Genomic DNA, 21,503 nt, shown 5'->3' with positions numbered 1-21,503 from the left:
CAAAGCATGCGGCCAAGAGCAAATATGACCATGGGCTAACAGGGAAAGTGTCGCGTCAGGAAAAAGGCAAAGCGGTTTTGCCTATTCTCCTTCGATAAACTGGATGCCGAGTTCCTGTTCGTCCCGCCAGCAAACCTGCGCGCTCCTTGAGGTGTTTTCCGGCAGGATGGTCAAACTGAAACAGGATGGTACAGTTGTGTCTTCACCCAGGCGCAGCTTGGCCCCGGCGGAGGTGAGATCCCTGATTTCGCACTGAAAGCCCTGTTCCTGTCCCGCAAAAACGATCAGGCCGTCCTGGCTTGTTGCTTGCCGCGGCTCATTGCGGTCGTCGTCATCATCGCTGAACGTTGCCTGCTGTTCGACGACCGGCTGCCCGTCATTGAGGGGAGGGATATTCGGTGGTTCGGCCGGCGCGTCGCCCGCCTGTGAAACGTGGGGTTTTGGTTCCGCGCCCTGAGGCGGGCCGCCGGGCGAGGATGTGTTCAATGCCTTCACCCGATCAAGTTGGTGAAGCATACGCTGATGCAGATCAGTTGCCGTCATGTCAGTTAGCCAGTCCCAATTTAGGCAGTTCTTGCCGCAGTATCTCCCATGATTGGTGAAAACCCGGTAAATGACGCGCAGAAACAGGCCGGGCAACGGCGGGTTTTTATTGAGACTTGTATTTTTCAAGGTCTGGTGTATCGCATACCGCACAATGACAACCGCGCAGACAGACAGTTCCGACAGGCCGGCCGTGGTCCTGGTGAACCCGCAATTGGGGGAAAACATCGGTACGGCGGCGCGTGCCATGGCGAATTTCGCGCTGAATGAACTGCACATCGTGGAGCCGCGCGACGGCTGGCCCAATGAGCGCGCGCGCAGCGCCTCGTCCGGTGCCGTCAAGGTTATTGAAGAGGCCGGGCTGCATGACACCTGCAGACAGGCCCTGGAACCGTTCAACCGGGTTTATGCCACCACCGCCCGCCCACGCGGCATGACCAAGCAGGTCATGACACCGGAAGAAGCCGCTGCCGACATGCACCAGCGTATCGGTAACGGCGAACGTGTTGCGATCATGTTCGGCCGCGAGCGCTGGGGTCTCAACAACGAGGAGGTGTCGCTGGCGGACGTGATCATTACCGCTCCGGTTGATCCGGAGTTTGCGTCGATCAACATTGCGCAAGCTGTCCTGCTGGTCGGTTATGAATGGTACAAGCCGGTCTCAGCCACACTCGGCATGGGCACCGGTGAATTGCCGGCCATGACGGGGTCGGGACTGAAGGTTCGCGGCGATGAGGGGCTGGCCAGCAAGCAGGACCTGCATGGGTTTTTTGATCACCTGGAAACAGAACTCGAGACGGCCGGATTTTTCAAGTCACCGGCCATGCGCCCCGGCATGATGCGCAACCTGCGCAATATGTTCCAGCGCATTGAACTCAGCCTGCAGGAAGTCAGGACGCTCAGAGGTGTCATCGCTTCCCTGACCAGAACCCATTTGCGCCCCCGCAAGTCCAATGACGAGGCCGGCAAATGAGCAATCGGCGGTCGCGCATTCTGCTTTTTGATTCCGGCACCGGAGGCTTGAGCGTGGCGCATGCACTGCGTGCGCAGTTACCGGAAGTAGATATTGTCTACGCGGCAGACACAGCCGGGTTTCCTTATGGCAAATGGGCTGAAGTTTTGCTGGTGCGCCGCATATTGCGGGTGATGCGAGACCTGCTGGACCTGGTGAAACCGGATTGCGTGGTGATCGGCTGCAACACCGCAAGCACGCTGGCGCTGGATGTGTTGCGCGAAGAGTTTCAGGTGCCGTTTGTGGGCACAGTCCCCGCCATCAAACCCGCTGCGGTACAGACCAAAACCGGTGTGATCGGCGTGCTGGCAACGCCGGGAACAGCCAGGCGCGAATATACCAAGACACTCATCCACACTTACGCTTTTCACTGCAAGGTCATGCTGCACGGCGCACCGCGGCTTGCTGAAATCGCAGAGGTGAAGCTGGCGGGCGGAGATGTGGACAAGGCAGCGCTGCTGGCAGAGATCAGCCCGGTGTTTCGCGAGAAGGGCGGCGTGCGCGCTGATGTCGTGGTGCTCGGGTGTACGCATTATCCGCTGCTGCTGGACGAAATGAAGGACGTGGCGCCCTGGCCGGTGGCATGGATCGATCCGGCACCGGCAATCGCACGGCGTACCGCGTCAATTCTTACTGATGGCGACAAGGCCGATGCCGGGCCGGTCAGCGTTGAACGCGACACGGTCATTCTGACCTCAAAGCCTGTGGACGGCGGTCGCATACCCGCCGGATTTGCCAGTGCCGGATTCGACAAGTTGCAGATTGCCGATATTCCCCTTTGAGATGCGAAAGGACACCTTGTTATGAGCCGGATTGAAACCATTGAGCAGCTGGAAAGCCTTTATGGCGAGCCTGTCCAGGCATCACTGGTCAAGGTTACCGACTACATCACTCCGCATTATGCCGCCTTCATTGAGGCCTCTCCATTTGTTGCGCTGGCAACCTCAGGGCCTGAGGGGCTGGACTGTTCGCCGCGCGGGGATGTGGCCGGCTTTGTGCGCCTGCATGATGTGCGCACGCTGATGATGCCGGACAGGCGGGGCAACAACCGCGTCGACAGCCTGCGCAATATCGTGGCCGACCCGCGGGTCGGCCTGCTGTTCATGGTGCCGGGGTCCGGAACCACCCTGCGGATCAACGGCACAGCGCATTTGAGTATCGACGCCGATCTGCTGGCCTCCTTCGCTGTTGAGGGCAAGGCACCGCGGTCGGTCATCGTGCTGGAGACGCAGGCCGTGTACTTCCAGTGCGCGCGCGCCATTGTGCGGTCAAAGTTGTGGGACGCCGGGACGCAGGTCGACCCGAAATCCCTGCCGACACCGGGACAGGTGCTGGCGGCGCTGACCAATGGCGAGGTTGGCGGTCAGCCTTACGATGATGCCTGGGGGGACAGGGCGCAGAAAACCTTGTGGTGACACGGCACCAATCTGTCGTTTGACACGGTGCGGGTTCCGGCGTACAAGCCTCCTCGTTCTGTGCCGTTTCGGCCAGTGCACTGCTTGTTCGTGACCGTTTCGCCTTTCCCGACTTTAAAAATGCGGGAACACTTTGAGGAGGAACAGTCTGTCGGACCGGGAGACCGGTGAGAAGGAGAACAGGCTTCATAACCCATAGGCGGTCAGCGGAATTTTATCCGGTACTGGCCGCTGTTTTTATTTTTGATCTGGAGTTCATTGAAGAATGTCTAATCGCGTAAGCTCAAAGTACAAACTCGACCGCCGCATGGGCGAAAACATCTGGGGCCGTCCGAAGTCCCCGGTCAACCGCCGTGAATACGGTCCCGGCCAGCACGGCCAGCGCCGCAAGGGCAAGCTCAGCGATTTTGGCACGCAGTTGCGCGCCAAGCAGAAGCTGAAAGGCTATTACGGCTCGATCTCTGAAAAACAATTCCTGGCAACCTACAAGGAAGCCTCGCGGATCAAGGGCAACACTGCTGAGAACCTTATCGGCCTGCTCGAGCGCCGTCTGGATGCGGTTGTCTATCGCGCGAAACTGGTTCCAACGGTTTTTGCCGCGCGCCAGTTTGTCAATCACGGCCACGTGCTGGTGAACGGCAAGCGGGTTAACATCCCGAGTTACAAGGTCCAAATCGACGATGTCATCGAGGTTCGCCAGAAATCCCGCGAGATGGGGCTGGTGCTTGAAGCCATCCAGAGCCCGGAACGCGATGTGCCGGACTATATCGATGCCGACCACAAGAAACTGACAGCCAAACTGGTGCGCATCCCGCTGCTGGCCGACGTGCCGTATCCGGTGATGATGGAGCCGAACCTGGTCATCGAATTCTACTCAAGCTGATCCAACCCATCAGCTTTATCGAGATCCGGCCCGGCAGTTTATCCTGCCGGGTCTTTTTTGTCTGAGGAGGCGCTGAAACATGAAGCTCTATATCGGAAACCAGAAGTATTCCTCCTGGTCGTTCAGGCCCTGGATAGCGCTGAAAGTCAAAGACGTTGCGTTCAAACAAGAGCTGCGCCGGTTTGACGATCACCCGGCGCGGGTTGATTTCAAGACGTTTTCGCCGACCGGCAAAGTTCCAATGCTGGACAATGACGGGGTGAAAGTCTGGGAGTCGCTGGCGATTCTGGAATACCTGGCGGACCTGTTTCCGGACAAAGGTTTCTGGCCGGGGGACATCGCTCAGCGTGCCCGTGCCAGAGCCGTCTCAGCGGAAATGCTGGGCGGGTTCAATTCGCTGCGCAACGAGTGCCCGATGAACATGGCGCGCAAGCACGGCCCCCTTGATGTCTCCGACGGGGTGCGCAGTGATGTTGCCCGCATCGAGCAGATCTGGAGCGAGTGCCTGGAAAAATCCGGCGGACCGTTCCTGTTCGGTGATTTCTGCAATGCCGATGCAATGTACGCACCGGTGGTCAACAGGCTGGAGATCTACCAGCTGTCGGGCCATGCGGCGGTCAAAACCTATACCGCGGCAATGCAGGGTTTACCTGCCTGGCAGGAATGGGATGCAGCCGGTCGCGCAGAACCGTGGATTTATCCGCCGGACGAGGCCTGAGCGAAACGGAGTGTATTTGAATGCCTGCCGGGTTGAAACATTTCGGCAAGACGAATAGATAGTCGGCATAGTCCTTTGACGATGCTCGATGATTCGTTTTTTGAAAGACCGGATGTCCGCACTGCTCGAACTCAACAGCCTGGTTAAACGCTTTCAGTCGTTCACCGCGGTGAACGGCATTTCTCTGGAAGTGCCTGCCGGCGAAGTACTTGGTTTCCTGGGTCCGAACGGGGCCGGGAAATCCACTACAATGAAAATGGCGGCCGGGTTCCTGACGCCTGACGGCGGCAGTGCACATATATGCGGTGTGGATGTTGCCGAACAGCCGGAGCAGGCCCGCCGGAACCTCGGTTACCTGCCGGAAGGCGCACCCGCCTATGGTGAGATGTCGGTGGCCGCTTTCCTGAAGTTTTGCGCAAGGCTGCGTGACCTGTCCGGTTCAGATGCCCGCGACGCCATCGCCCGGGCCGTCGAGCGAACCGAGCTCGGTGGTGTGCTGGAACAACCCATCGAAACCATGTCAAAGGGCTTCAAGCGGCGTGTGGGCCTGGCACAGGCTATCCTGCACGAACCCAAGGTGCTGATCCTCGATGAGCCCACTGATGGTCTTGACCCCAACCAGAAACACCACGTGCGCCAGCTGATCCGCGACATGTCGGCGGACCGCGCCATTGTTATTTCAACCCATATTCTCGAGGAAGTTGATGCGGTTTGCTCGCGTGCCGTCATCATCGACCGTGGCACCATTGTCGCGGACGGTACGGCGGCCGACCTGCGCAAGCTGGGCCCGGGCAAGGCCAGGACATCCAGCCTGGAAGAAGCCTTCAGACATGTGACCACCCCCGCAGCAGTGGAAGACCAGCCTCATGTCTAGGATCATGGCGATTTTTTCACGTGAGTTGTCCGGCTATTTCAACACGCCGATCGCCTATGTGTTCCTGATCATTTTCGTGATGCTGGCAGGGCTGTTCACCTTCTATATCGGCAATCTGTATGAACGCGGCGTGGCCGACCTGTTGCCGTACTTCACCTACCTGCCATGGCTGTTCCTGATCCTGGTGCCAGCGATTTCCATGCGGTTGTGGTCGGAAGAACGCCGCAGCGGTACCATCGAGTTGCTGATGACCATGCCGGTCAGTGTCTGGCAGGCGGTGGTCGGAAAATGGCTGGCCGGGTTGGCTTTCGTGGCGGTGGCACTGGCGTGCACCGTTCCGCTGTGGTTGACGGTCAATTACCTGGGCGCGCCGGACAACGGCGTCATCGCCGTCAGTTACCTGGGCGCACTGGCGCTGGCCAGTGTCTTCCTGGCAATCGGAAGCTGCATGTCGGCCCTGACCAGCAATCAGGTGATTGCCTTCGTCCTGGCGGTGACAGCCGGGTTTGTCTTTGTCACCTCAGGCACACCGATTGTGCTCGACGGGGTGCGCACCGTTGCGCCGGAAGCCATTGCCGCCGGCATAGCTTCCCTGTCTGTGCTGACGCACTATGAAGGACTGACCCGTGGCCTGATCGATGTGCCGGCCGTGGTGTGGGCCATCTCCATGACCGCGTTCTGGCTGTTTGCCACAACGGTGGCGGTTGAACTCAAGAAAGCCGGGTGAGGGTGATGTTGCAGACGGCATCGAAATCAACCCTTGGCATAGCCGCACTGGTGTTCGCTGCCATGGCGCTGATAGGCGTCAATCTGTGGGCGGGGCAGGGACTGAGCCGCTACCGGGCAGATATGACGGCAGGCAGCATATATACCCTGTCCGATGCAACCCGATCGGTGTTGTCGGGCCTGGATGAGCCGGTGACAATCCGCCTGTTCTATACCCGCGAACTCGGCACACAGGTGCCGACCTACGCCAGACACCATGACCGTGTCCTGTCGATGCTGCGCCATTATGCCGACCTGTCGGGCGGGAAATTGCGTGTGTCGCTGGTCAGTGCAGAGCGGTTCACCGATGAAGAAGATGAAGCTTCCGCCATCGGCCTGCAGGGTGCGCCTTTGCCGGGTGGCAATGGGTCGGCATTTTTCGGGCTGGCAGGTACCAATTCCACCGATGAACTTGAAATCATTCCGTTCCTGGCGCTGGAGCGGCAGAACTTTCTGGAACTTGACCTGACACGCATGGTGTTCAAGCTCGCCAATGCCGGTAAAAAGAAAATCGCGCTGATGAGCCGGTTGCCGATCGCCGGCAATGTCAATCCGCAGACCGGGCAGCAAATCCCTCCCTGGGCGGTGCTGGGCCAGTTGCGGGATTTCTTCGACATCGATTTCCTGTCCCCGACCTTTGACATGGTGCCGGATGATGCCGACCTGCTATTGCTTGTGGCTCCCGGTGAAATCAACGAAAAGACAGCCTACGCCATTGACCAGTATGCGCTGGCCGGCAAGCCGGTCATCGTGTTTGCCGATCCGTATTCAGAAGTCCTGCCATCGTCCCGCGACAACCTGCAGGGCAGTCCGCTGTTCACTGCCCTGCTGGCTTCCTGGGGCACACAGCTCGAGGCCGACAAGGTTGTCGGTGACATCGATAATTCGCGGCAGGTCCAATTCAACAATCAGGGCCAGCCGGCCATCGTCAACTACCTGCCCTGGCTGGCGATGACACCGACCAGCTTTGAGCGGACTGACGGCATCTTCAACCAGATTTCGTCACTGTTGCTGGCGTCAGCCGGCGCACTCACGCCGGCAGAGGACGCCGGTACCAGCTTCCAGCCGCTGATTGCCAGCTCGGCCCGGTCTGCGATGATTGAAGTGAAGAAGCTGCGTAACCCGAACCCCATCCAGATGTTGCAGTCGTTCCTTCCGGATGGCCAGCAGCGTGTGCTGGCGGCCCGTATGCGCGGTGAGGCGAAATCGTCTTTCAAGGACGGTCGTCCAAAGGATGCAGCCGTCAAGGGGGAGCATCTTGCTGCAGGCCCTGTGAACGTACTGGCCGTATCCGATGCGGATATGCTGTTTGATTCCTTCTGGGCCGAAGTGGGTCAATCCAACGGGCGTCAGGTGGTCATTCCGCGGGCCGGCAACGCCAATTTCCTGATCAACGCCATTCAGGACATGGCCGGTGGTCAGGCACTGGCGGGCTTGCGCGGCCGGGGTGTCGAGCAGCGCCCGTTTAGCCGCGTCGCGCAATTGCGCGCAGATGCCAATGCGAGGTTCAGGCAACAGGAGCAATTGCTGAACAAGCGGCTGGAAGAGACCCAGAAGAAACTCACCGACCTTTTGTCACGCTCGAAGGATGGCGAGGTGACCCTGAGCGAAGCCGACCAAAAGGGCATCGAGGAGTTTCGCACCGAGATGTTTACTGTTCGCAAGAGCCTGCGCGAAGTGCAGCGCAATCTGCGGGCCGATATCGATGCGCTGGGCACCAGGGTAAAGGTGGCAAACATAGCGTTTGTACCGCTGTTCATTGCCCTGATCGGATTCTACCTGCTGTGGCGCCGGCGGGCGCGGGCAAGTGCCTCGAAGACGAGGGGAGTTGAGCAATGACACCTCGCGGCGTGATAGCACTGGCGGTTGCGGCAGCTGTTTCAGTGGCGGGGGCAACCTGGCAATTGCAGGCAAACTCATCCGGCTATGAAGAAGCGCAACGCGGAGACCGGCTGCTGCCCGACCTTCTGGCCAAGGCAAATGATGTTGCTGCAATCGTCGTCAGCCAGGCAGACAGGAGCGTCCGCATTGAACGGGCCGGTACATCCTACGTGCTCGGTGGTTCCGGGTATCCGGTCAAGGGCGGCAAGTTCCAGACGGCAATCGTGGCGACGGCCAGTCTTGAGAAATTCGATGCCAAGACCGCGCGCGCCGACAAGTATCCGCTGATCGAGGTCGAGCCGCCTGCGGAAAAATCAGCCAAAGGGCGGTTGATCAGGTTCGAAGACGCGAGTGGAAAAGATCTTGGCGAGATCATCGTGGGCAAAAAAGCCCGCGGGCGGTTGGGTGGCGCCGTTGGGGACGGGCAGTATGTCAGGTTGCCCGGGGACGCTCAAAGCTGGCTCGCCCGCGGTGTCGTTGACGCGGATATCAAGCTTGATACCTGGGTCGATACAGCTATTACCGACATGAATGTCGAGTTTGTGGTACTTGCGACCTTCCAGCCCGCCGGCGGCCCGGAACTGGTGGTGCGGCGTACCGGTGTGACGCAAGGCGGGCAATCGAAGTTCGAGGTGAACGACGTTCCTGAAGGCAAGAAGCCGAAGAACGACCTGACGCTCAGATATGCGGCGACCGACCTGGGCAATGTCAACTTCGTGGATGTGCGCAAGGATCAGGGCGGCGACGTTGTGCAGCGTGTCACACTGATGATGGCGGACGGACTGACATCAGAGTTTCGCATCACCGCTGATAACTGGGTCAGTCTTCATGTGGTCAATGAAGGTCAGGACAAGACCACCACCAAGGACCTCAAGGCACGCACTCAAGGCTGGCAGTACAAGCTGGCTGACTACAAGCTGAAACAGCTGCAACTGACCATGTCCGACCTGACAGAATAATACCCAGGAAACCAGCTTTACTGATCCATCGTGAACAGTTGCACGGCTTTTGCGTCCACATAGGCAAAGCATCCGGCCAGCTGCGGCAGGAACGGGGTTGAGGAGTAGGCGCCGATTGCGCCTTGCGCCTCAAGGCGGCCGGCAAACCCGGCTGTGTCGCCATACGTCACCCAGGTTCCCGGCATCCAGGTCGGGCGAATGGGACGTCCGCCCGCCAGGATGATGTTTCCAAACACCTTGTCTTCGGTCATGGATGGCGGAAACACCACAAGTACGGTGCCTGCCTGCTCCGGGCTCACCCGGCCCAGATGCATGAACAGGGCAAACCCGGCCAGCCAGACAAGCATGACAGCGGCGAACAAGGCGCCGGCGGTTCCGTGTCCGGGCCATTTCACGACTTTACGCCTTTGCGCCGTCCGGCACTGAAAATGCCGGTGCGCGCATCTCCTTGATCGGCCAGTGCATCAGGGCGGCAAACAGGCCAAGCGCCACGCCGATCCACCAGACTGTGTCATAGGTCCCGGTCTGGTCATACAGCCGGCCGCCGAGCCAGACGCCAAGGAACGAGCCGACCTGATGGGAAAGGAACACAACACCGTAGAGCATGGCCATGTACCGGGTACCGCAGATGACGGTCACCAGACCCATGGTCAACGGAATCGTAGACAGCCACAACAAGCCCAGGCAGGCGGAAAACACGACGGTCGTCAAAGGCGTGATCGGTATTACGAAGAACAAGGTCATCGCTGCCGAGCGGGCCAGATACAAGATCGTCAGGCTATAGCGTTTCGAGTACTTGCCGCCGACAATGCCCGCCGAGTAAGCGCCGACAATGTTGAACAGGCCGACAATGCCGATCGACCAGGCAGCAAGCTGCGGATCAATACCTTCCTGTACCAGCAGCGGCGGGAAGTGGACAGTCATGAAGGCAACCTGGAAACCGCATACGAAAAAGCCAAGCGTCAGCAGGACAAAGCTCGCATTGCTCACCGCGCGTGTCAGGGCCTGGGAGATGCTCATTTCAAGCTCGGTTTCATCGCGCGCCACGCCGCCTCGCGCTGCCCGCAGTGGCAGCACCAACGCAAACATGAACAGGACGGATCCGGCCAGCAGCAGCAATGCCATTTCCCAGCCAAAGCCGGAAATAAATGCCTGACCCAGCGGCGCAAACACAAACTGCCCCATGGAACTGGCCGCCGTGGCTATGCCGAACGACCATGAACGTTTTTCCGGCGGCACCAGGCGGGCGAAAGACGCCATGATCACCGAGAATGAGGTCATCGCGATGCCAAGCCCCATCAGCAGGCCGCCGGACAACATCAGCAGGAACACACTGTCAGCCATCGACATCAGGGCCAGGCCGGTGGCGTAGATGATGGCACCGGCGATGATGACGCGGAATGTGCCGAACTTGTCGGCAAATGCTCCGGCGAACGGCTGTGCCATGCCCCAGATCAGGTTTTGCAGCGCCATGGCCAGTGCAAAGGTCTCGCGGCCCCAGCCATTGGCCTCGGTAATCGGTGCGGTGAACAGGCCCATGGTGGACCGTGCGCCAAAGGCGATCAGGGCAATCAGGCAGCCGCATACAATAACCAGCATCGGATTGATTGTCTGAGCCGGGGAGGGCGATGTGGTGGTTGTCATGGCAAGTGTCCTGAACTCGTCACTGATTTGTCATAAATCAAAGTTGACGTTGCAGTTCTGAGGTATCCTTCAATCTGGGGAAATATAAGTAAAGGGAGGTCTCATGGCCGAAGAATCTCATGAAGCAAAGGCGGAGTCTACTGACACAGCACCTGCGGGCAATGCTAAATCGAACGGTCAGCTATTACCGGAAGACATTGCTGCGACTGCCTCCGGCGATGAAAGAGATGAGATTCGACGGGTGTTCGAACGCGGCGAATATCCTTACAAGAGCAAGATTCGAAGGCCTGTTTACGAGAAACAGAAGGCTGAACTTCAGGTTGAACTGCTGAAGGTCCAGGAGTGGGTGAAGTCGACCGGGCAACGGATTGTGCTGCTGTTTGAAGGCCGGGACGCTGCCGGCAAGGGCGGCACGATCAAGCGCTTTACGGAGCACCTGAATCCACGTGGCGCGCGGGTCGTGGCTCTTGAGAAACCGACCGATCGCGAGAAAACACAATGGTATTTCCAGCGTTATGTCGAACATTTGCCGTCGGGCGGTGAGATCGTGTTTTTCGACCGGTCCTGGTACAACAGGGCGGGTGTCGAAAGGGTCATGGGGTTTTGTTCAGCCAATGAATATCTGGAGTTCATGCGCCAGACGCCTGATTTCGAGCGCATGATCGTGCGCAGCGGCGTCAGGCTGTACAAATACTGGTTTTCGGTCACCCGCGACGAACAGTTGCGCCGGTTCCAGTCGCGCGAGGTCGAGCCGCTGAAAAAATGGAAGCTGTCGCCGATCGACCGGGCCTCGCTGGATAAATGGGACGACTATACCGAGGCCAAGGAAGCCATGTTCTTCTATACGGACACTGCTGATGCGCCCTGGACCATCATAAAATCCAATGACAAGAAACGGGCCCGGCTTAACTGCATGCGGCATTTCCTGACTTCGTTGCCATACCCCGGCAAGAACACCAGGGTGGTGAGGGCGCCGAACTCTCTGATTGTCGGCTCAGGTGGGGATGTCATCGGTCGCAGCGATCATGTGCTGGGCAGCAGCCTGCATCCTGACCAGCGCAAAGGCGGCTAGGGGCCGGCTTCAACTGTCTGCCGCAATGGATGCGACAGCGTCTTCGGGGCCTTCAACGACAATGGTGACGCCGGTATCGATGTAATCCCGGCTGATCACCGTCAGACCGGCGGCGCTGATGTTCCGCTCCACGGATGACATGTCTTCGAACCTGCAGCTGACGGTTCGACTGACGATACGATGCCACGGCACCAGCACCGCTGCCTCGACCGTGCGCACTGCTGTTCCGGCATAAGCGCGGGCCAGTCCGCCTGCGCCCAGTTTGGTGCCGCCGAAATAGCGTACGATGATGATGCCGGCGTCCACGAGACTTGCCCCGATCAGCACTTTCAGCGTCGGCATGCCGGATGTGCCGGCCGGTTCTCCATCATCTTTGGCGCCTTCCTCGATTCGATTGTCCGGCAGCATTCGGCGAAAGGCGGTGACGTGATGAGAGGCTTTGCGGTGATCTTCGCGCAGGGCTGCGCGCTTGAATTCAAATTCCGCCCAGGGCACCAGATGACCGATGAAACGGGATCCTTTTTCATCGAGCTCCGCGATAGCCGGTTTGATGATTGTGAACTGGGACATTTAGATAACTGGACAGCAAAAAGACTTTCAGATCAATGATCTGAAAGCTGGTGCTTGAATTCCATCTGAAACCGGTGCGCGGTCATCCCGGACTGCCGTCCTGTTTGGCGTCGAAGCAAGCTGAAACTGTCACGCGCTTGAACAGGGGCAATTGTCAGGTGTGACAAAAAAGCAACACTTTCCAAAAAAATACCGGGCGAAGACAGTGAGCATGCTGACAACCGGCTGATTCCTGATATACCTATCGCCGATGGCATACGGTAAATAGGGGTTACTCACATGAAAAGAATAGCGCTCGCGACATTGGCGTCGTTTGTTGCATTTGCAGGACCAGCAAGCGCTGCAGATCTTGAACGTGAACTTGGGCTGATCGTTTCAGGTGTAGTTGACAAGTGGGCTGGGGTTCAGATTGTCGACGAGGAAAACGGGCCGGATGACACCTTGTTTACCAATGGCGGCGAAGGATTGCTGAGTTTGCCGCTGGGCGAAAACCTGTCGATTCAGTCGGACGTCAAATACGAATACAATGAAAATGCGTTGGATGGACCGAGCTTTAATGCAGCCTGGGGCCCTCGATATTCATTTCAGGGTGCCGTTCACCTGAGCTGGCGTGATCCGTCGACAGGCCTGTTTGGCGCATTCGGTGGTGTTGGGACATCCGGTTTCAATCCCGGCGGCAGACATGATATCAGATTTGTTGGTGGTGAAGCCCAGTTTTACCTCAATGACATCACGTTTTATGGACAAGGCGGTTATATGGATTTTGTTGAGCGATCAGGATTTACATCGCTCGATGAGGGCTGGTTTGCCCGCGGCGTTCTGCGCTGGTTCCTGTCTCCTGACAGCAGACTGCAGCTTGAAGCAACCTACGCGGATGTGGATTACAGCAACAACAACGGCAACACGGAATGGATTAGTGGTGAAGTACGGTATGACTTCACCTTTGCCAGTGCGCCGGTTGTAGGAGATGTGCCGATATACATCGCCTATCGTGGAACACATCGTGACAATTGTACCTTCAATGGCGGAGACGACGTTACAGATCATACATTCATGATTGGTACCAGCTATTCGTTTAGCGGAGATCGCATAACCGTCGATCGCCAGGGCGCTACACTGGATACGCCAGACTTCGGAAATATGGCAACCTGCTCAATTTCGGACTGACCGGAGGGATTGCCTGAACCGCATCTGGCAGGACCAGATATTGAACGATCTACCCCGGATGCCGATAAGGCTTCCGGGGTTTTTGTTGCGCAGACAAGGTGGTTTGAATAGTTGCCGGGCTATGAAAAAGGCTTCCAGATCACTGATCTGAAAGCCTTTTCTATTTTTGGTTTCATGCCGGTTCGATTATCTCGGACGGCAGCGTTCGTATCTCATGCAACCGGCATAGTTGCCGCCGCCATAGCCCCAGCGGCTGACGCAGGCGCGATGCGCGCGGCGGCAGGATCTGCTGCCGCGATAGGACCGGCGATAGGACCGGCGAACGCGTGGACGGTAATAATAGTCGTTGTAATAGCCATAAGGGTATCCACCGTAATAGGGGTACCGGCCATAGTAGTAAGGAGAGCCAAATCCAAACCCTATGTATGGCCTGCCATAGTAGCGATGGCGTCTGTGCCTGTGGCGCCGCCACCGGCGTTTCTTGCGGCGTACTTCCGTCACCTGAGATGCTTCGCGTGCAATGTCGGAAATACCGGCACTGGCAATGCCGCTTGCTGCAGGTGTGGCCGATGCGCCACTGGCGCCCATAATCAAGGCCCCTGCGGCCAGCAACCCTGCGCATGCGAAAGACTTGAGATTGAGTCCGGTCATGTCACTTCCTTTCGAGCTCGCCCCTCGATGGGAAAAGTTAGCGCCTCAGTTATGGCAATGTTTTGACAGAAATCAAAAAGGCTCCCGATGCATGGCAGGGGAGCCTTTAGTGCAGATCATAAACCGGAAAAATTGCCGGAAGGTCAGGCGGTTGCGTTGGCTTCCTTAACCTCAATGCCGCCATTGGCGAAAGTGTCTTTCAATTCGCCGTTCTGGAACATTTCGGTAATGATGTCACAGCCGCCGACAAACTCGCCCTTGACGTAAAGCTGCGGGATGGTTGGCCAGTCGGAGAATTCCTTGATGCCGTTGCGCAGGTCATCGGACTGCAGCACGTTGACGCCGGCATATGGTACGCCGAGATAGTCCAGCATCTGAACGACGCGGCCGGAAAAACCGCACTGCGGCTGATCGGGCGTGCCCTTCATGAAAAGCACCACGTCATTGGTCTTGACGGCATTGCCGATCCAGTCATTGATTGGGTTGGTCATCTTGATCTCCATAGCTCCGGTGCGTTGGCCCCGGGTAAATGTGTTGCTTCAGTCTTACACTTCCCGTTCGTCGGTTTCCAGTGTCACCGGTCACGAGCGATGTAAACTTAGTGTCAGTCCTGTTCCGGCGCACTGGTTGTCAGTGCCAGCGCGTGCAGTTCGCCGCCCATTTTGCCTTTCAACGCGGCATAGACCATCTGGTGCTGGCGCACTTTTGGTTTGCCGCGAAATTCTTCCGAAATGATGGCGGCTGACCAGTGATCGTTGTCACCGGCGAGATCGGTCAGTTCGATCTGCGCATCGGGGATGGCGTCCTTGATCATGGCGGTGATTTCTTCGGCAGGCATCGGCATGTGATTTCCTTTAAGCGACTTCCGCTGCGGTGCTCATATAGTCCGGGAACCAGCCTTCATGGGCTTCACGCAACTTGTTGAGGGATATGGAGGCTTCGCCCATGACAATCAACCCGGAGCCGGTGACCGTGCCGATTCGAGAGGCGGAAATGCCGGCATCCTCGGCAGCACCAATCAGGCCATGGGCGTCCATTGGCTTGCAGGTCAGCACATAGCGCGCCTGATCTTCACCAAAAAGGGCGGCGTGAGTTTCAACATCACGGGGAAGTTCGATCTTGCAGCCGGTGCCCGAGGCCAGTGCCATGTCGGCCAATGCCGCCACGAGCCCGCCATCGGAAATGTCGTGCACGGCGGTAGTGCGGCCCTTTTGAATTTTCATGCGCACGAAATCGCCGTTGGTCTTTTCCTGCTCCAGGTCCACAGGTGGCGGAGTTCCTTGCTCACGGCCGAGAACCTCGCGCAGGTACATGGACTGGCCAAGATGGGAGCCATGACCGCCGATGAGAATGATTGCATCGCCTTCGTTCTTGAAAGCCAGCGTTGCCATTCGCGACACATCAGGCAGCAGGCCGACGCCACCTATGGCCGGGGTCGGCAGTATGCCCTTGCCGTGGGTTTCATTGTACAGTGACACATTGCCGGACACGACGGGAAAGCTCAGCGCATTGCAGGCTTCGCCGATGCCTTGCACAGCCTTGACGAATGTCCCCATGATTTCCGGTTTTTCCGGATTGCCGAAATTCAGGTTGTCGGTAATGGCAATCGGCTCTGCGCCCACGGCGGTGAGATTGCGCCAGACTTCGGCTACCGCCTGCTTGCCGCCCTCGAACGGGTCGGCTTCGACATAACGGGGTGTGACGTCGGTGCAAATGGCGATGGCCTTGCCGTCGTCCTTTACCCTCACCACGGCTGCGTCGCCGCCCGGCACCTGGGCCGAGTTGGACTGGATCAGGTGGTCATACTGTTCCCAGACCCAGCGCCGCGAGGCCATGTCGGGCGATCCCATCAGCTTGACGACCGCTTCTGCAAGATCATTCGGGGCAGGGATGTCGTCTGCAGAAAGTGCTGCCGGGACCGTTGGTTCAATCCAGGGCCTGTCATATTCAGGCGCTTCGTCGCCCAGCTCGCGGATCGGCAGGTTGGCGACTTCCTCATCATTCCACATGCAACGGAAGCGCAGGTCATCGGTGGTCTTGCCGACAATCGCAAAATCCAGGCCCCATTTGTGGAATATGGCCTCGGCTTCCTTTTCCTGTTCCGGGCGCAGCACCATGAGCATGCGTTCCTGGCTTTCCGACAGCATCATTTCATAAGGGGTCATGCCGTCTTCGCGGCAGGGAACGGCATTAAGGTTCAACTCGACGCCAAGTCCACCCTTGGCTCCCATTTCAACCGCAGAACAGGTAAGGCCCGCGGCTCCCATGTCCTGAATGGCGATGACGGCGCCCGAGGCCATCAGTTCCATGCAGGCTTCGAGCAGGCATTTTTCGGTAAACGGGTCACCGACCTGGACCGTGGGGCGTTTTTCCTCGATCGAATCATCAAATTCAGCGGATGCCATGGTGGCGCCGTGAATGCCGTCCCGGCCGGTTTTCGCGCCGAGGTACACAACCGGCAGGCCCACCCCCTTGGCTTCGGAATAGAAGATCTTGTCTGCATCGGCCAGCCCGACCGCCATGGCATTTACCAGTATGTTGCCATTGTATCGATCGTGAAAGTTCACCTCGCCGCCTACCGTGGGTACGCCGAAGGAATTGCCGTAGCCGCCAATGCCGGCGACCACGCCCGAGACAAGGTGGCGGGTCTTGGGGTGGTCCGGCGCGCCAAAGCGCAACGCGTTAAGGGCTGCGATCGGGCGGGCTCCCATGGTGAAGACATCCCGCAGAATGCCTCCAACGCCGGTGCCAGCGCCCTGATAAGGCTCGATAAAAGAAGGGTGGTTATGGCTTTCCATCTTGAACACGATGGCCTGACCGTCGCCAATGTCGATGACGCCGGCGTTTTCACCGGGTCCCTGTATGACACGGTCTCCGGTGATCGGCAGTGTCTTGAGCCATTTCTTAGATGACTTGTAGGAGCAGTGCTCGTTCCACATGGCCGACACGATCCCAAGCTCGGTCAGTGTCGGGGTGCGACCGATGAGTTTTTCAAAGCGGTCATACTCATCGGGCTTGAGGCCGTGCTGGGCAACAAGTTCATCGGTGATCGCAACATTGTTGAAATAGGCTGGTTTAGCTGTCATGCGCGGGCGTGCTCGATCTTTAAGGGCCGTCAGAAAAATGTCTTTTAGCGCAAGGACGTCGCCGGATACATGGCAAACTGCAAGTTTTGGACAGTGTGTCGCGGTGACGACACAGGCTCACGAAGAATTTGGTTGTGAGCGGCAACAGGCGTGTTGCACGGTTGGGTGGCGTTTCAGTGAACCGGAGAACCAGCCATGACCAGCAAGCAGAACCAGACTCGACGGACGTTTCTGGCACAATCGGCCGCGATTGCAGCGGCGGCGGCCGGCATCACCGGCGCGTCCAGCCAGCGTGTGCTGGCCGCAGCAGGCAAGTCTGCGCCGGAATGGGACCTGTCGGGCTGGCTGAATGGTGATGGCGGCAGCATCGCCGGCAACAGGGGAAAAGTCATCATCATCGACTTCTTTCAGCTCTGGTGTCCGGGGTGCAACAAGTTTTCCGGACCGCTGATGAAACACTGGCAGCAAGTGTTCGCGGACGACATCAGGTCAGGCCACCTCCAGATGGTGAAAATCCACACGGTATTCGAAGGCCACAAGTACCAGAACAATGACCGGCTGACGGCCTATATCAAGGAAAAGGAGATTGGCCTGCCTGTCGGACTGGACCGGCACAAGGACGGCAGCCACCTGCCGGAAACCATGCTGGCTTACAATACACGCGGCACGCCGGAAACTGCTGTTATCGACAAGGACGGTATCATCCGGTTCCAGGAGTTCGGCTTCTTTGACTATGAAAATGTGCAGACCATGATCAGCGAACTGCTCGCCGAGGCAAAGGTGTAGTTCGCGTTGTCGAGACGAGCTTGAAGCTGCCGGGTGATGCCCGCGCCGGCTGCAGAACCTTTAATCGCCTGACAGAAAGGCTTCAGCCGGGAAGCCCGAGCAGAGCGCGCAGGACATACACGATGTCCTGCGCGCTCTCTCCTTTGCCGGAAGTGCTTCCCTTGCGCGGTGAGGCGCAACGAGCACTCCAAGCGGCAATCGTGGTGTCTACCGGCTTAGATGCAGCTTGCGCAGTTCGTCCGCAATCTGCTGGAAGCTGGCCACCAGTGCAGCGTTTGTCGGAGGGTCGAAATATTTCTCCGGGCTGGTTGCGCAGTTCTTGATCAGGTTGCGCTGGGTAGCGCTCGGCACATTGTAGGCAAACGAATAGACAACGATTTCCTTCGCTTTCACATTGGCGCAGGCCTGCTGCAGGAGTGTGTTTTGCGCCGCAACGGCTGTGTGATAGTTGGTCGAACCAAGTCGCGCCTGGCCCAGATAACCATATGCCGTATAGGTCGACCTGATGTGATTTGGTTCAGAATCAAATGTGTTCTCGCCGTCGGTCAACAGCACCATGGCCTTGGTTATTTTTGGGTCCGAATAGGACACACCTTCGGTAAACGGCGCACCTGGCGACAATACCCGCAAACCCCAGCCAACCCCTTCGGCAACGTGCGTGTAACCGCTGGCCGTCATGTTGTGCAGGGTGTCCAGCACTGGTTGTTTGACATTGTTCAAGGCCAGGATGGGTTGAATGTTGCAGCCCCTGTCGGGACCGCGTGACGTGGTTGAAACGGAAGCACTCTGGTATTTGTCCTGGTGGCGCAAGCGTTCATTGAGGCTGGAGATGTTGCTGTCCGCCAGATAACTGTTTCTGTAACGGTAAATACTGCCATCGCCGATTTCAAATTCGGCCCTGGAAGTGTCGGTGCCAGGTTCGTCCGGCGAAAATGCAGGCGTAAACAGGGTTGCACCGTTGTTGATGTCAGGCGCCGTATCATCAACCGACAGAGCACCGGCACGCGATTCAACACATCCAGTCCAGGAGCGGTTAGAAATTTCGTCCCAGGCTTTCCAGTTGTGCCAGCTGCTTGATGAAAAATTGGCTTTTGAGTAGGCGTTAAGGCCTGCCTTGTCGATCCAGTTTTCGGTAGCCTTTTCGGGTCCGACATTCACGAACTGCGAAAACGGCACCACGGCTATTTTCAGGGTTTTGGCGGTTTCGCGCGGGCCGAACAGGATATTGACGAAATCACGGGCCGCGACCTTGAGGGTTGAGAGCCGGCTTTGATTGCCCATGGAACCGGTATTGTCGAACACCAGTGCCACTTCAAGTCCGCTGCCGTCCTTGGCGACCTGGGAAGAGGCCCGCACGGTTGTTTTGCTGAAACCGGCTATGGCGATAAGGTAGTTCTTCACTTTCACCTCGCCGTTCACCTGCAATCGTCCGTCAGCGCCGACACTCAGGCTCATTGTTGGCTGGTCAGCGTTCGAAGGTGCGGCATAGTTGGATTTGAAGTACCTGTTGGCGATGGTCTCCAGTTCCGCGGCTGAACGATTCGATTCACGCCCGGCAGCAAGTGCTGCGGCATCGGTGGCTGCTTGCAGGCGGGCCTGCGCGGCCACTGAATTGCCGTAGTCCACAGCCGCGCCGGCGGCCATCACCAGCGGCACCGATGCGGTGGCGAGTACCAAAGCTGCGGCGCCTGACTGGTTTGATAAAAACTTCTTCAGGGGCAAAAGGGGTGTACGTGACTTGTTCATCTACCTGTGTCTCCTTCAGGCGAATACGGGGCCTTTGAACCGGAGCGTGAGGGTCGATTTTCCAGATCGCCGGTTCATTGGTTAACGCTTTATACTAGCAGCGTAGTGGCGATAACCGGACACAAACCGCGTGGGATACCTAAGCTGAACTGAACCATGAAGTTCAAATTTTCAGTTTTAGAATGCAAGTTTAAGTTATTGAAAAATTGAATTAAACTGGGCCAGTTTACGGTTTCCGCTTAGGGGCGGTTTTCTGCGATTCAGGTATAGCTGTCATAGCCAGAGGGGCCGGCGTCCAGCAGGCGGCGCAGGCGCACCAGTGCATCGCGCAAGGTGGCGTGTGAGGGTATTGTGGAAAAGGCAATGCGGATCCGGTGCAGGCTGGCCTGGTCCTGTGAAAACTGGAATTCGTCGTCGCCGTCCACCAGCAGGCCTATGTCACGCGCTGCCGATACGAACAGGCTGGCCCGCCACGGCTCGGGGAGTTTGAGCCAGATGAATGCACTGTTGTCGTGGGACCGGAAATCATGGCCTGACAGGGTTTCTCGTATAATGGCCAGGCGGGACAGGTTCTCACGCAGAACCGCGCGCGCTATGGTGTTGGCTTCTCCGGCGCGTACAATGCGGGCGGCGGTTTCAGCCAGCATGAACGGCATGCCGCCGGTCAGCATCTTGTGCGCAACCGGCAGCGACCTGACATAGGCTGGCGGACACGACACCCAGGCTGACCGGATGCCTGCGGCAACCGCCTTGGACAATCCGCCCATGTGGAAAGTGATATCCGGCGCCAGAGCGGCGATGGGAGCAGGGGCCTCGTCCACACACGCTCCATAGATGTTGTCTTCTATGATCCACACACCGTGCTTGCGCGCGATTGTGGCAAGGTTCTCGCGGGTGGCGGCCGGCATGATGGCTGTGGTCGGGTTCTGGATAGTGGGAATCACCACTACTGCCTTGGGATGCTGGTTGGCACACAGGTGGTCGAAGGCGTCTACATCTATACCGTCTTCGGTCATCGGGACCGATATCGGCCGGCGCCCGATCAAGTTAACAGCCCGCGCCAGGGAGGCGTAGGTAACCGCTTCAAACGCAACCCGGTCTCCGGGTGCGGTGAGCGTGGCAATGGCCGCCATCATACCGGCATGAACCCCCAGTGTCGGCACGATGGACGCCACATCGGCCTGCCATCCGCCGGTTGACAGCCAGGCCTGGCCGGCCTGTTGCCATTCCGGTTTCAGCGAGCGGATATAGTCGGTGGTCTTGTCGGGATAATCGGCCATGATAGCGGCCACGTGGCGGGTTATGAAGCTGGACTGTCCAACCTCCGGTGCACTGGTCGAATCGAGGCGCAGTTTGCCGGGGGCGGGATGGATGCCATCGGGTATCGCCTCTCCCGTTGCCTGTTGGAACCCGGACGATGCCGTGACGGCTTCAGACAGTGGCGGCTCACTGCAGCGGACATAAGTCCCGCGACCTACCTCGCCTGTTACAAGCCCGCGCTGGCGTGCCAGTGCGTACGCCCGCCCAATTGTACCTATTGTCACCCCTATATCGAACGCCAAATTGCGTTGTGGAGGTAGTTTTTCGCCTGGCTGCAGCTTCCCGTTGTCAATGTCATGCGCCATTGCATCCGCAATTTCCACGTAAATAGGCGCACCGGTTCGTTGAATTTCAGGAAACCAATTTGTCATGGTGACAATAAATACATTGAATCAATCGAAAATGCAATGC

The 21,503-nt window shown here is 58.1% G+C and carries 22 protein-coding genes; 12 read left to right on the top strand and 10 right to left on the bottom strand.

Features of this window, described 5'->3' with window-relative positions; translation table 11 throughout:
* Window positions 1-81 precede the first annotated feature (81 nt).
* Window positions 82-639, bottom strand: a complete 558-nt coding sequence (locus DHN55_RS18910; RefSeq protein WP_108883109.1) for a PilZ domain-containing protein — start codon at window positions 637-639, stop codon at window positions 82-84.
* A 58-nt stretch (window positions 640-697) separates the two neighbouring features.
* Between DHN55_RS18910 and DHN55_RS18905 the strand changes: the two genes are divergently transcribed.
* The 9 genes from DHN55_RS18905 (at window position 698) to DHN55_RS18865 (ending at window position 9,050) form a co-directional block, all read left to right on the top strand.
* Window positions 698-1,516, top strand: coding sequence for a TrmH family RNA methyltransferase (locus DHN55_RS18905; RefSeq protein ID WP_108883108.1), 819 nt, complete (start codon window positions 698-700; stop codon window positions 1,514-1,516).
* Window positions 1,513-2,337 carry a glutamate racemase gene (gene murI / locus DHN55_RS18900; protein ID WP_108883107.1) on the top strand — a complete coding sequence of 275 codons (825 nt, stop codon included), beginning with the start codon at window positions 1,513-1,515 and terminating at the stop codon, window positions 2,335-2,337. The genes DHN55_RS18905 and murI overlap by 4 nt, the downstream gene beginning before the upstream one ends.
* Window positions 2,338-2,358: 21 nt before the next feature.
* Window positions 2,359-2,970, top strand: a complete 612-nt coding sequence (locus DHN55_RS18895) for an MSMEG_1061 family FMN-dependent PPOX-type flavoprotein (RefSeq protein WP_108883106.1) — start codon at window positions 2,359-2,361, stop codon at window positions 2,968-2,970.
* A gap of 265 nt (window positions 2,971-3,235) precedes the next feature.
* Window positions 3,236-3,853: a 30S ribosomal protein S4 gene (gene rpsD / locus DHN55_RS18890; protein WP_108883105.1), complete on the top strand. Its 618-nt coding sequence runs from the start codon at window positions 3,236-3,238 to the stop codon at window positions 3,851-3,853.
* 79 nt (window positions 3,854-3,932) lie between these two features.
* Entirely contained in the window at window positions 3,933-4,571 is a 639-nt protein-coding gene (locus DHN55_RS18885) for a glutathione S-transferase N-terminal domain-containing protein (RefSeq protein WP_108883104.1), read from the top strand.
* 112 nt (window positions 4,572-4,683) lie between these two features.
* Window positions 4,684-5,445, top strand: a complete 762-nt coding sequence (locus tag DHN55_RS18880) for an ATP-binding cassette domain-containing protein (RefSeq protein ID WP_108883103.1) — start codon at window positions 4,684-4,686, stop codon at window positions 5,443-5,445.
* Window positions 5,438-6,172: an ABC transporter permease subunit gene (locus DHN55_RS18875; protein WP_108883102.1), complete on the top strand. Its 735-nt coding sequence runs from the start codon at window positions 5,438-5,440 to the stop codon at window positions 6,170-6,172. The genes DHN55_RS18880 and DHN55_RS18875 overlap by 8 nt, the downstream gene beginning before the upstream one ends.
* A 5-nt stretch (window positions 6,173-6,177) precedes the next feature.
* Window positions 6,178-8,049: a Gldg family protein gene (locus DHN55_RS18870; protein WP_108883101.1), complete on the top strand. Its 1,872-nt coding sequence runs from the start codon at window positions 6,178-6,180 to the stop codon at window positions 8,047-8,049.
* Window positions 8,046-9,050 (top strand): DUF4340 domain-containing protein, encoded by a 1,005-nt coding sequence (locus DHN55_RS18865; protein WP_108883100.1) that lies wholly within the window; start codon window positions 8,046-8,048, stop codon window positions 9,048-9,050. The genes DHN55_RS18870 and DHN55_RS18865 overlap by 4 nt, the downstream gene beginning before the upstream one ends.
* Before the next feature lie 17 nt (window positions 9,051-9,067).
* Here DHN55_RS18865 and DHN55_RS18860 read toward each other — a convergent pair whose 3' ends face one another.
* Both DHN55_RS18860 and DHN55_RS18855 read right to left on the bottom strand, forming a co-directional pair.
* Complete coding sequence (locus DHN55_RS18860; protein WP_108883099.1) at window positions 9,068-9,445, bottom strand: hypothetical protein; 378 nt, start codon at window positions 9,443-9,445, stop codon at window positions 9,068-9,070.
* A 4-nt stretch (window positions 9,446-9,449) separates the two neighbouring features.
* Window positions 9,450-10,694 (bottom strand): MFS transporter, encoded by a 1,245-nt coding sequence (locus DHN55_RS18855; RefSeq protein WP_108883098.1) that lies wholly within the window; start codon window positions 10,692-10,694, stop codon window positions 9,450-9,452.
* A gap of 103 nt (window positions 10,695-10,797) precedes the next feature.
* On the opposite strand from DHN55_RS18855, the gene ppk2 reads away from it, so the two are divergent.
* Window positions 10,798-11,766 carry a polyphosphate kinase 2 gene (gene ppk2, locus DHN55_RS18850; protein ID WP_108883097.1) on the top strand — a complete coding sequence of 323 codons (969 nt, stop codon included), beginning with the start codon at window positions 10,798-10,800 and terminating at the stop codon, window positions 11,764-11,766.
* Window positions 11,767-11,775: 9 nt separating this feature from the next.
* On the opposite strand, the gene DHN55_RS18845 is transcribed toward ppk2, so the two are convergent.
* Window positions 11,776-12,336: a YigZ family protein gene (locus DHN55_RS18845; protein WP_108883096.1), complete on the bottom strand. Its 561-nt coding sequence runs from the start codon at window positions 12,334-12,336 to the stop codon at window positions 11,776-11,778.
* 279 nt (window positions 12,337-12,615) lie between these two features.
* Between DHN55_RS18845 and DHN55_RS18840 the strand changes: the two genes are divergently transcribed.
* Window positions 12,616-13,503, top strand: a complete 888-nt coding sequence (locus DHN55_RS18840) for a hypothetical protein (protein WP_337660536.1) — start codon at window positions 12,616-12,618, stop codon at window positions 13,501-13,503.
* A gap of 186 nt (window positions 13,504-13,689) precedes the next feature.
* Here DHN55_RS18840 and DHN55_RS18835 read toward each other — a convergent pair whose 3' ends face one another.
* The 4 genes from DHN55_RS18835 to purL all read right to left on the bottom strand — a co-directional run bounded on the left by DHN55_RS18835 (window position 13,690) and on the right by purL (window position 17,240).
* Window positions 13,690-14,154, bottom strand: coding sequence for a hypothetical protein (locus DHN55_RS18835; RefSeq protein WP_108883094.1), 465 nt, complete (start codon window positions 14,152-14,154; stop codon window positions 13,690-13,692).
* Between the two features lie 143 nt (window positions 14,155-14,297).
* Complete coding sequence (grxD, locus tag DHN55_RS18830; RefSeq protein ID WP_108883307.1) at window positions 14,298-14,645, bottom strand: Grx4 family monothiol glutaredoxin; 348 nt, start codon at window positions 14,643-14,645, stop codon at window positions 14,298-14,300.
* 113 nt (window positions 14,646-14,758) lie between these two features.
* Window positions 14,759-14,998, bottom strand: a complete 240-nt coding sequence (locus DHN55_RS18825) for a BolA/IbaG family iron-sulfur metabolism protein (RefSeq protein ID WP_108883093.1) — start codon at window positions 14,996-14,998, stop codon at window positions 14,759-14,761.
* Window positions 14,999-15,008: 10 nt separating this feature from the next.
* Window positions 15,009-17,240, bottom strand: a complete 2,232-nt coding sequence (purL, locus tag DHN55_RS18820) for a phosphoribosylformylglycinamidine synthase subunit PurL (protein ID WP_108883092.1) — start codon at window positions 17,238-17,240, stop codon at window positions 15,009-15,011.
* Between the two features lie 195 nt (window positions 17,241-17,435).
* On the opposite strand from purL, the gene DHN55_RS18815 reads away from it, so the two are divergent.
* Window positions 17,436-18,026 (top strand): redoxin domain-containing protein, encoded by a 591-nt coding sequence (locus tag DHN55_RS18815; RefSeq protein ID WP_108883091.1) that lies wholly within the window; start codon window positions 17,436-17,438, stop codon window positions 18,024-18,026.
* 207 nt (window positions 18,027-18,233) lie between these two features.
* Here the strand turns inward: DHN55_RS18815 and DHN55_RS18810 are convergent, their stop codons facing one another.
* On the bottom strand, window positions 18,234-19,772 hold the full coding sequence (locus tag DHN55_RS18810; RefSeq protein WP_108883090.1) for a pilus assembly protein TadG-related protein: 1,539 nt from the start codon (window positions 19,770-19,772) through the stop codon (window positions 18,234-18,236).
* A gap of 260 nt (window positions 19,773-20,032) precedes the next feature.
* Complete coding sequence (locus tag DHN55_RS18805) at window positions 20,033-21,463, bottom strand: aminotransferase class I/II-fold pyridoxal phosphate-dependent enzyme (protein WP_108883089.1); 1,431 nt, start codon at window positions 21,461-21,463, stop codon at window positions 20,033-20,035.
* Window positions 21,464-21,503 lie beyond the last annotated feature (40 nt).

Source organism: Anderseniella sp. Alg231-50, assembly GCF_900149695.1.
In the GTDB taxonomy this organism is placed as follows: Bacteria; Pseudomonadota; Alphaproteobacteria; order Rhizobiales; family Aestuariivirgaceae; genus Anderseniella.
Note: the sequence above shows the minus strand (reverse complement) of the source record. Positions and strands in the feature narration are given on the sequence as shown.

Coding starts and splice junctions, on each gene's coding strand:
- DHN55_RS18805 (WP_108883089.1), bottom strand. CDS start 21,463: ATGACAAATTGGTTTCCTGAAATTCAACGAACCGGTGCGCCTATTTAC.
- DHN55_RS18895 (WP_108883106.1), top strand. CDS start 2,359: ATGAGCCGGATTGAAACCATTGAGCAGCTGGAAAGCCTTTATGGCGAG.
- DHN55_RS18905 (WP_108883108.1), top strand. CDS start 698: ATGACAACCGCGCAGACAGACAGTTCCGACAGGCCGGCCGTGGTCCTG.
- DHN55_RS18865 (WP_108883100.1), top strand. CDS start 8,046: ATGACACCTCGCGGCGTGATAGCACTGGCGGTTGCGGCAGCTGTTTCA.
- DHN55_RS18855 (WP_108883098.1), bottom strand. CDS start 10,694: ATGACAACCACCACATCGCCCTCCCCGGCTCAGACAATCAATCCGATG.
- DHN55_RS18870 (WP_108883101.1), top strand. CDS start 6,178: ATGTTGCAGACGGCATCGAAATCAACCCTTGGCATAGCCGCACTGGTG.
- murI (WP_108883107.1), top strand. CDS start 1,513: ATGAGCAATCGGCGGTCGCGCATTCTGCTTTTTGATTCCGGCACCGGA.
- DHN55_RS18835 (WP_108883094.1), bottom strand. CDS start 14,154: ATGACCGGACTCAATCTCAAGTCTTTCGCATGCGCAGGGTTGCTGGCC.
- grxD (WP_108883307.1), bottom strand. CDS start 14,645: ATGACCAACCCAATCAATGACTGGATCGGCAATGCCGTCAAGACCAAT.
- DHN55_RS18825 (WP_108883093.1), bottom strand. CDS start 14,998: ATGCCGATGCCTGCCGAAGAAATCACCGCCATGATCAAGGACGCCATC.
- DHN55_RS18875 (WP_108883102.1), top strand. CDS start 5,438: ATGTCTAGGATCATGGCGATTTTTTCACGTGAGTTGTCCGGCTATTTC.
- DHN55_RS18845 (WP_108883096.1), bottom strand. CDS start 12,336: ATGTCCCAGTTCACAATCATCAAACCGGCTATCGCGGAGCTCGATGAA.
- purL (WP_108883092.1), bottom strand. CDS start 17,240: ATGACAGCTAAACCAGCCTATTTCAACAATGTTGCGATCACCGATGAA.
- ppk2 (WP_108883097.1), top strand. CDS start 10,798: ATGGCCGAAGAATCTCATGAAGCAAAGGCGGAGTCTACTGACACAGCA.
- DHN55_RS18885 (WP_108883104.1), top strand. CDS start 3,933: ATGAAGCTCTATATCGGAAACCAGAAGTATTCCTCCTGGTCGTTCAGG.
- DHN55_RS18815 (WP_108883091.1), top strand. CDS start 17,436: ATGACCAGCAAGCAGAACCAGACTCGACGGACGTTTCTGGCACAATCG.
- DHN55_RS18840 (WP_337660536.1), top strand. CDS start 12,616: ATGAAAAGAATAGCGCTCGCGACATTGGCGTCGTTTGTTGCATTTGCA.
- DHN55_RS18810 (WP_108883090.1), bottom strand. CDS start 19,772: ATGAACAAGTCACGTACACCCCTTTTGCCCCTGAAGAAGTTTTTATCA.
- rpsD (WP_108883105.1), top strand. CDS start 3,236: ATGTCTAATCGCGTAAGCTCAAAGTACAAACTCGACCGCCGCATGGGC.
- DHN55_RS18880 (WP_108883103.1), top strand. CDS start 4,684: ATGTCCGCACTGCTCGAACTCAACAGCCTGGTTAAACGCTTTCAGTCG.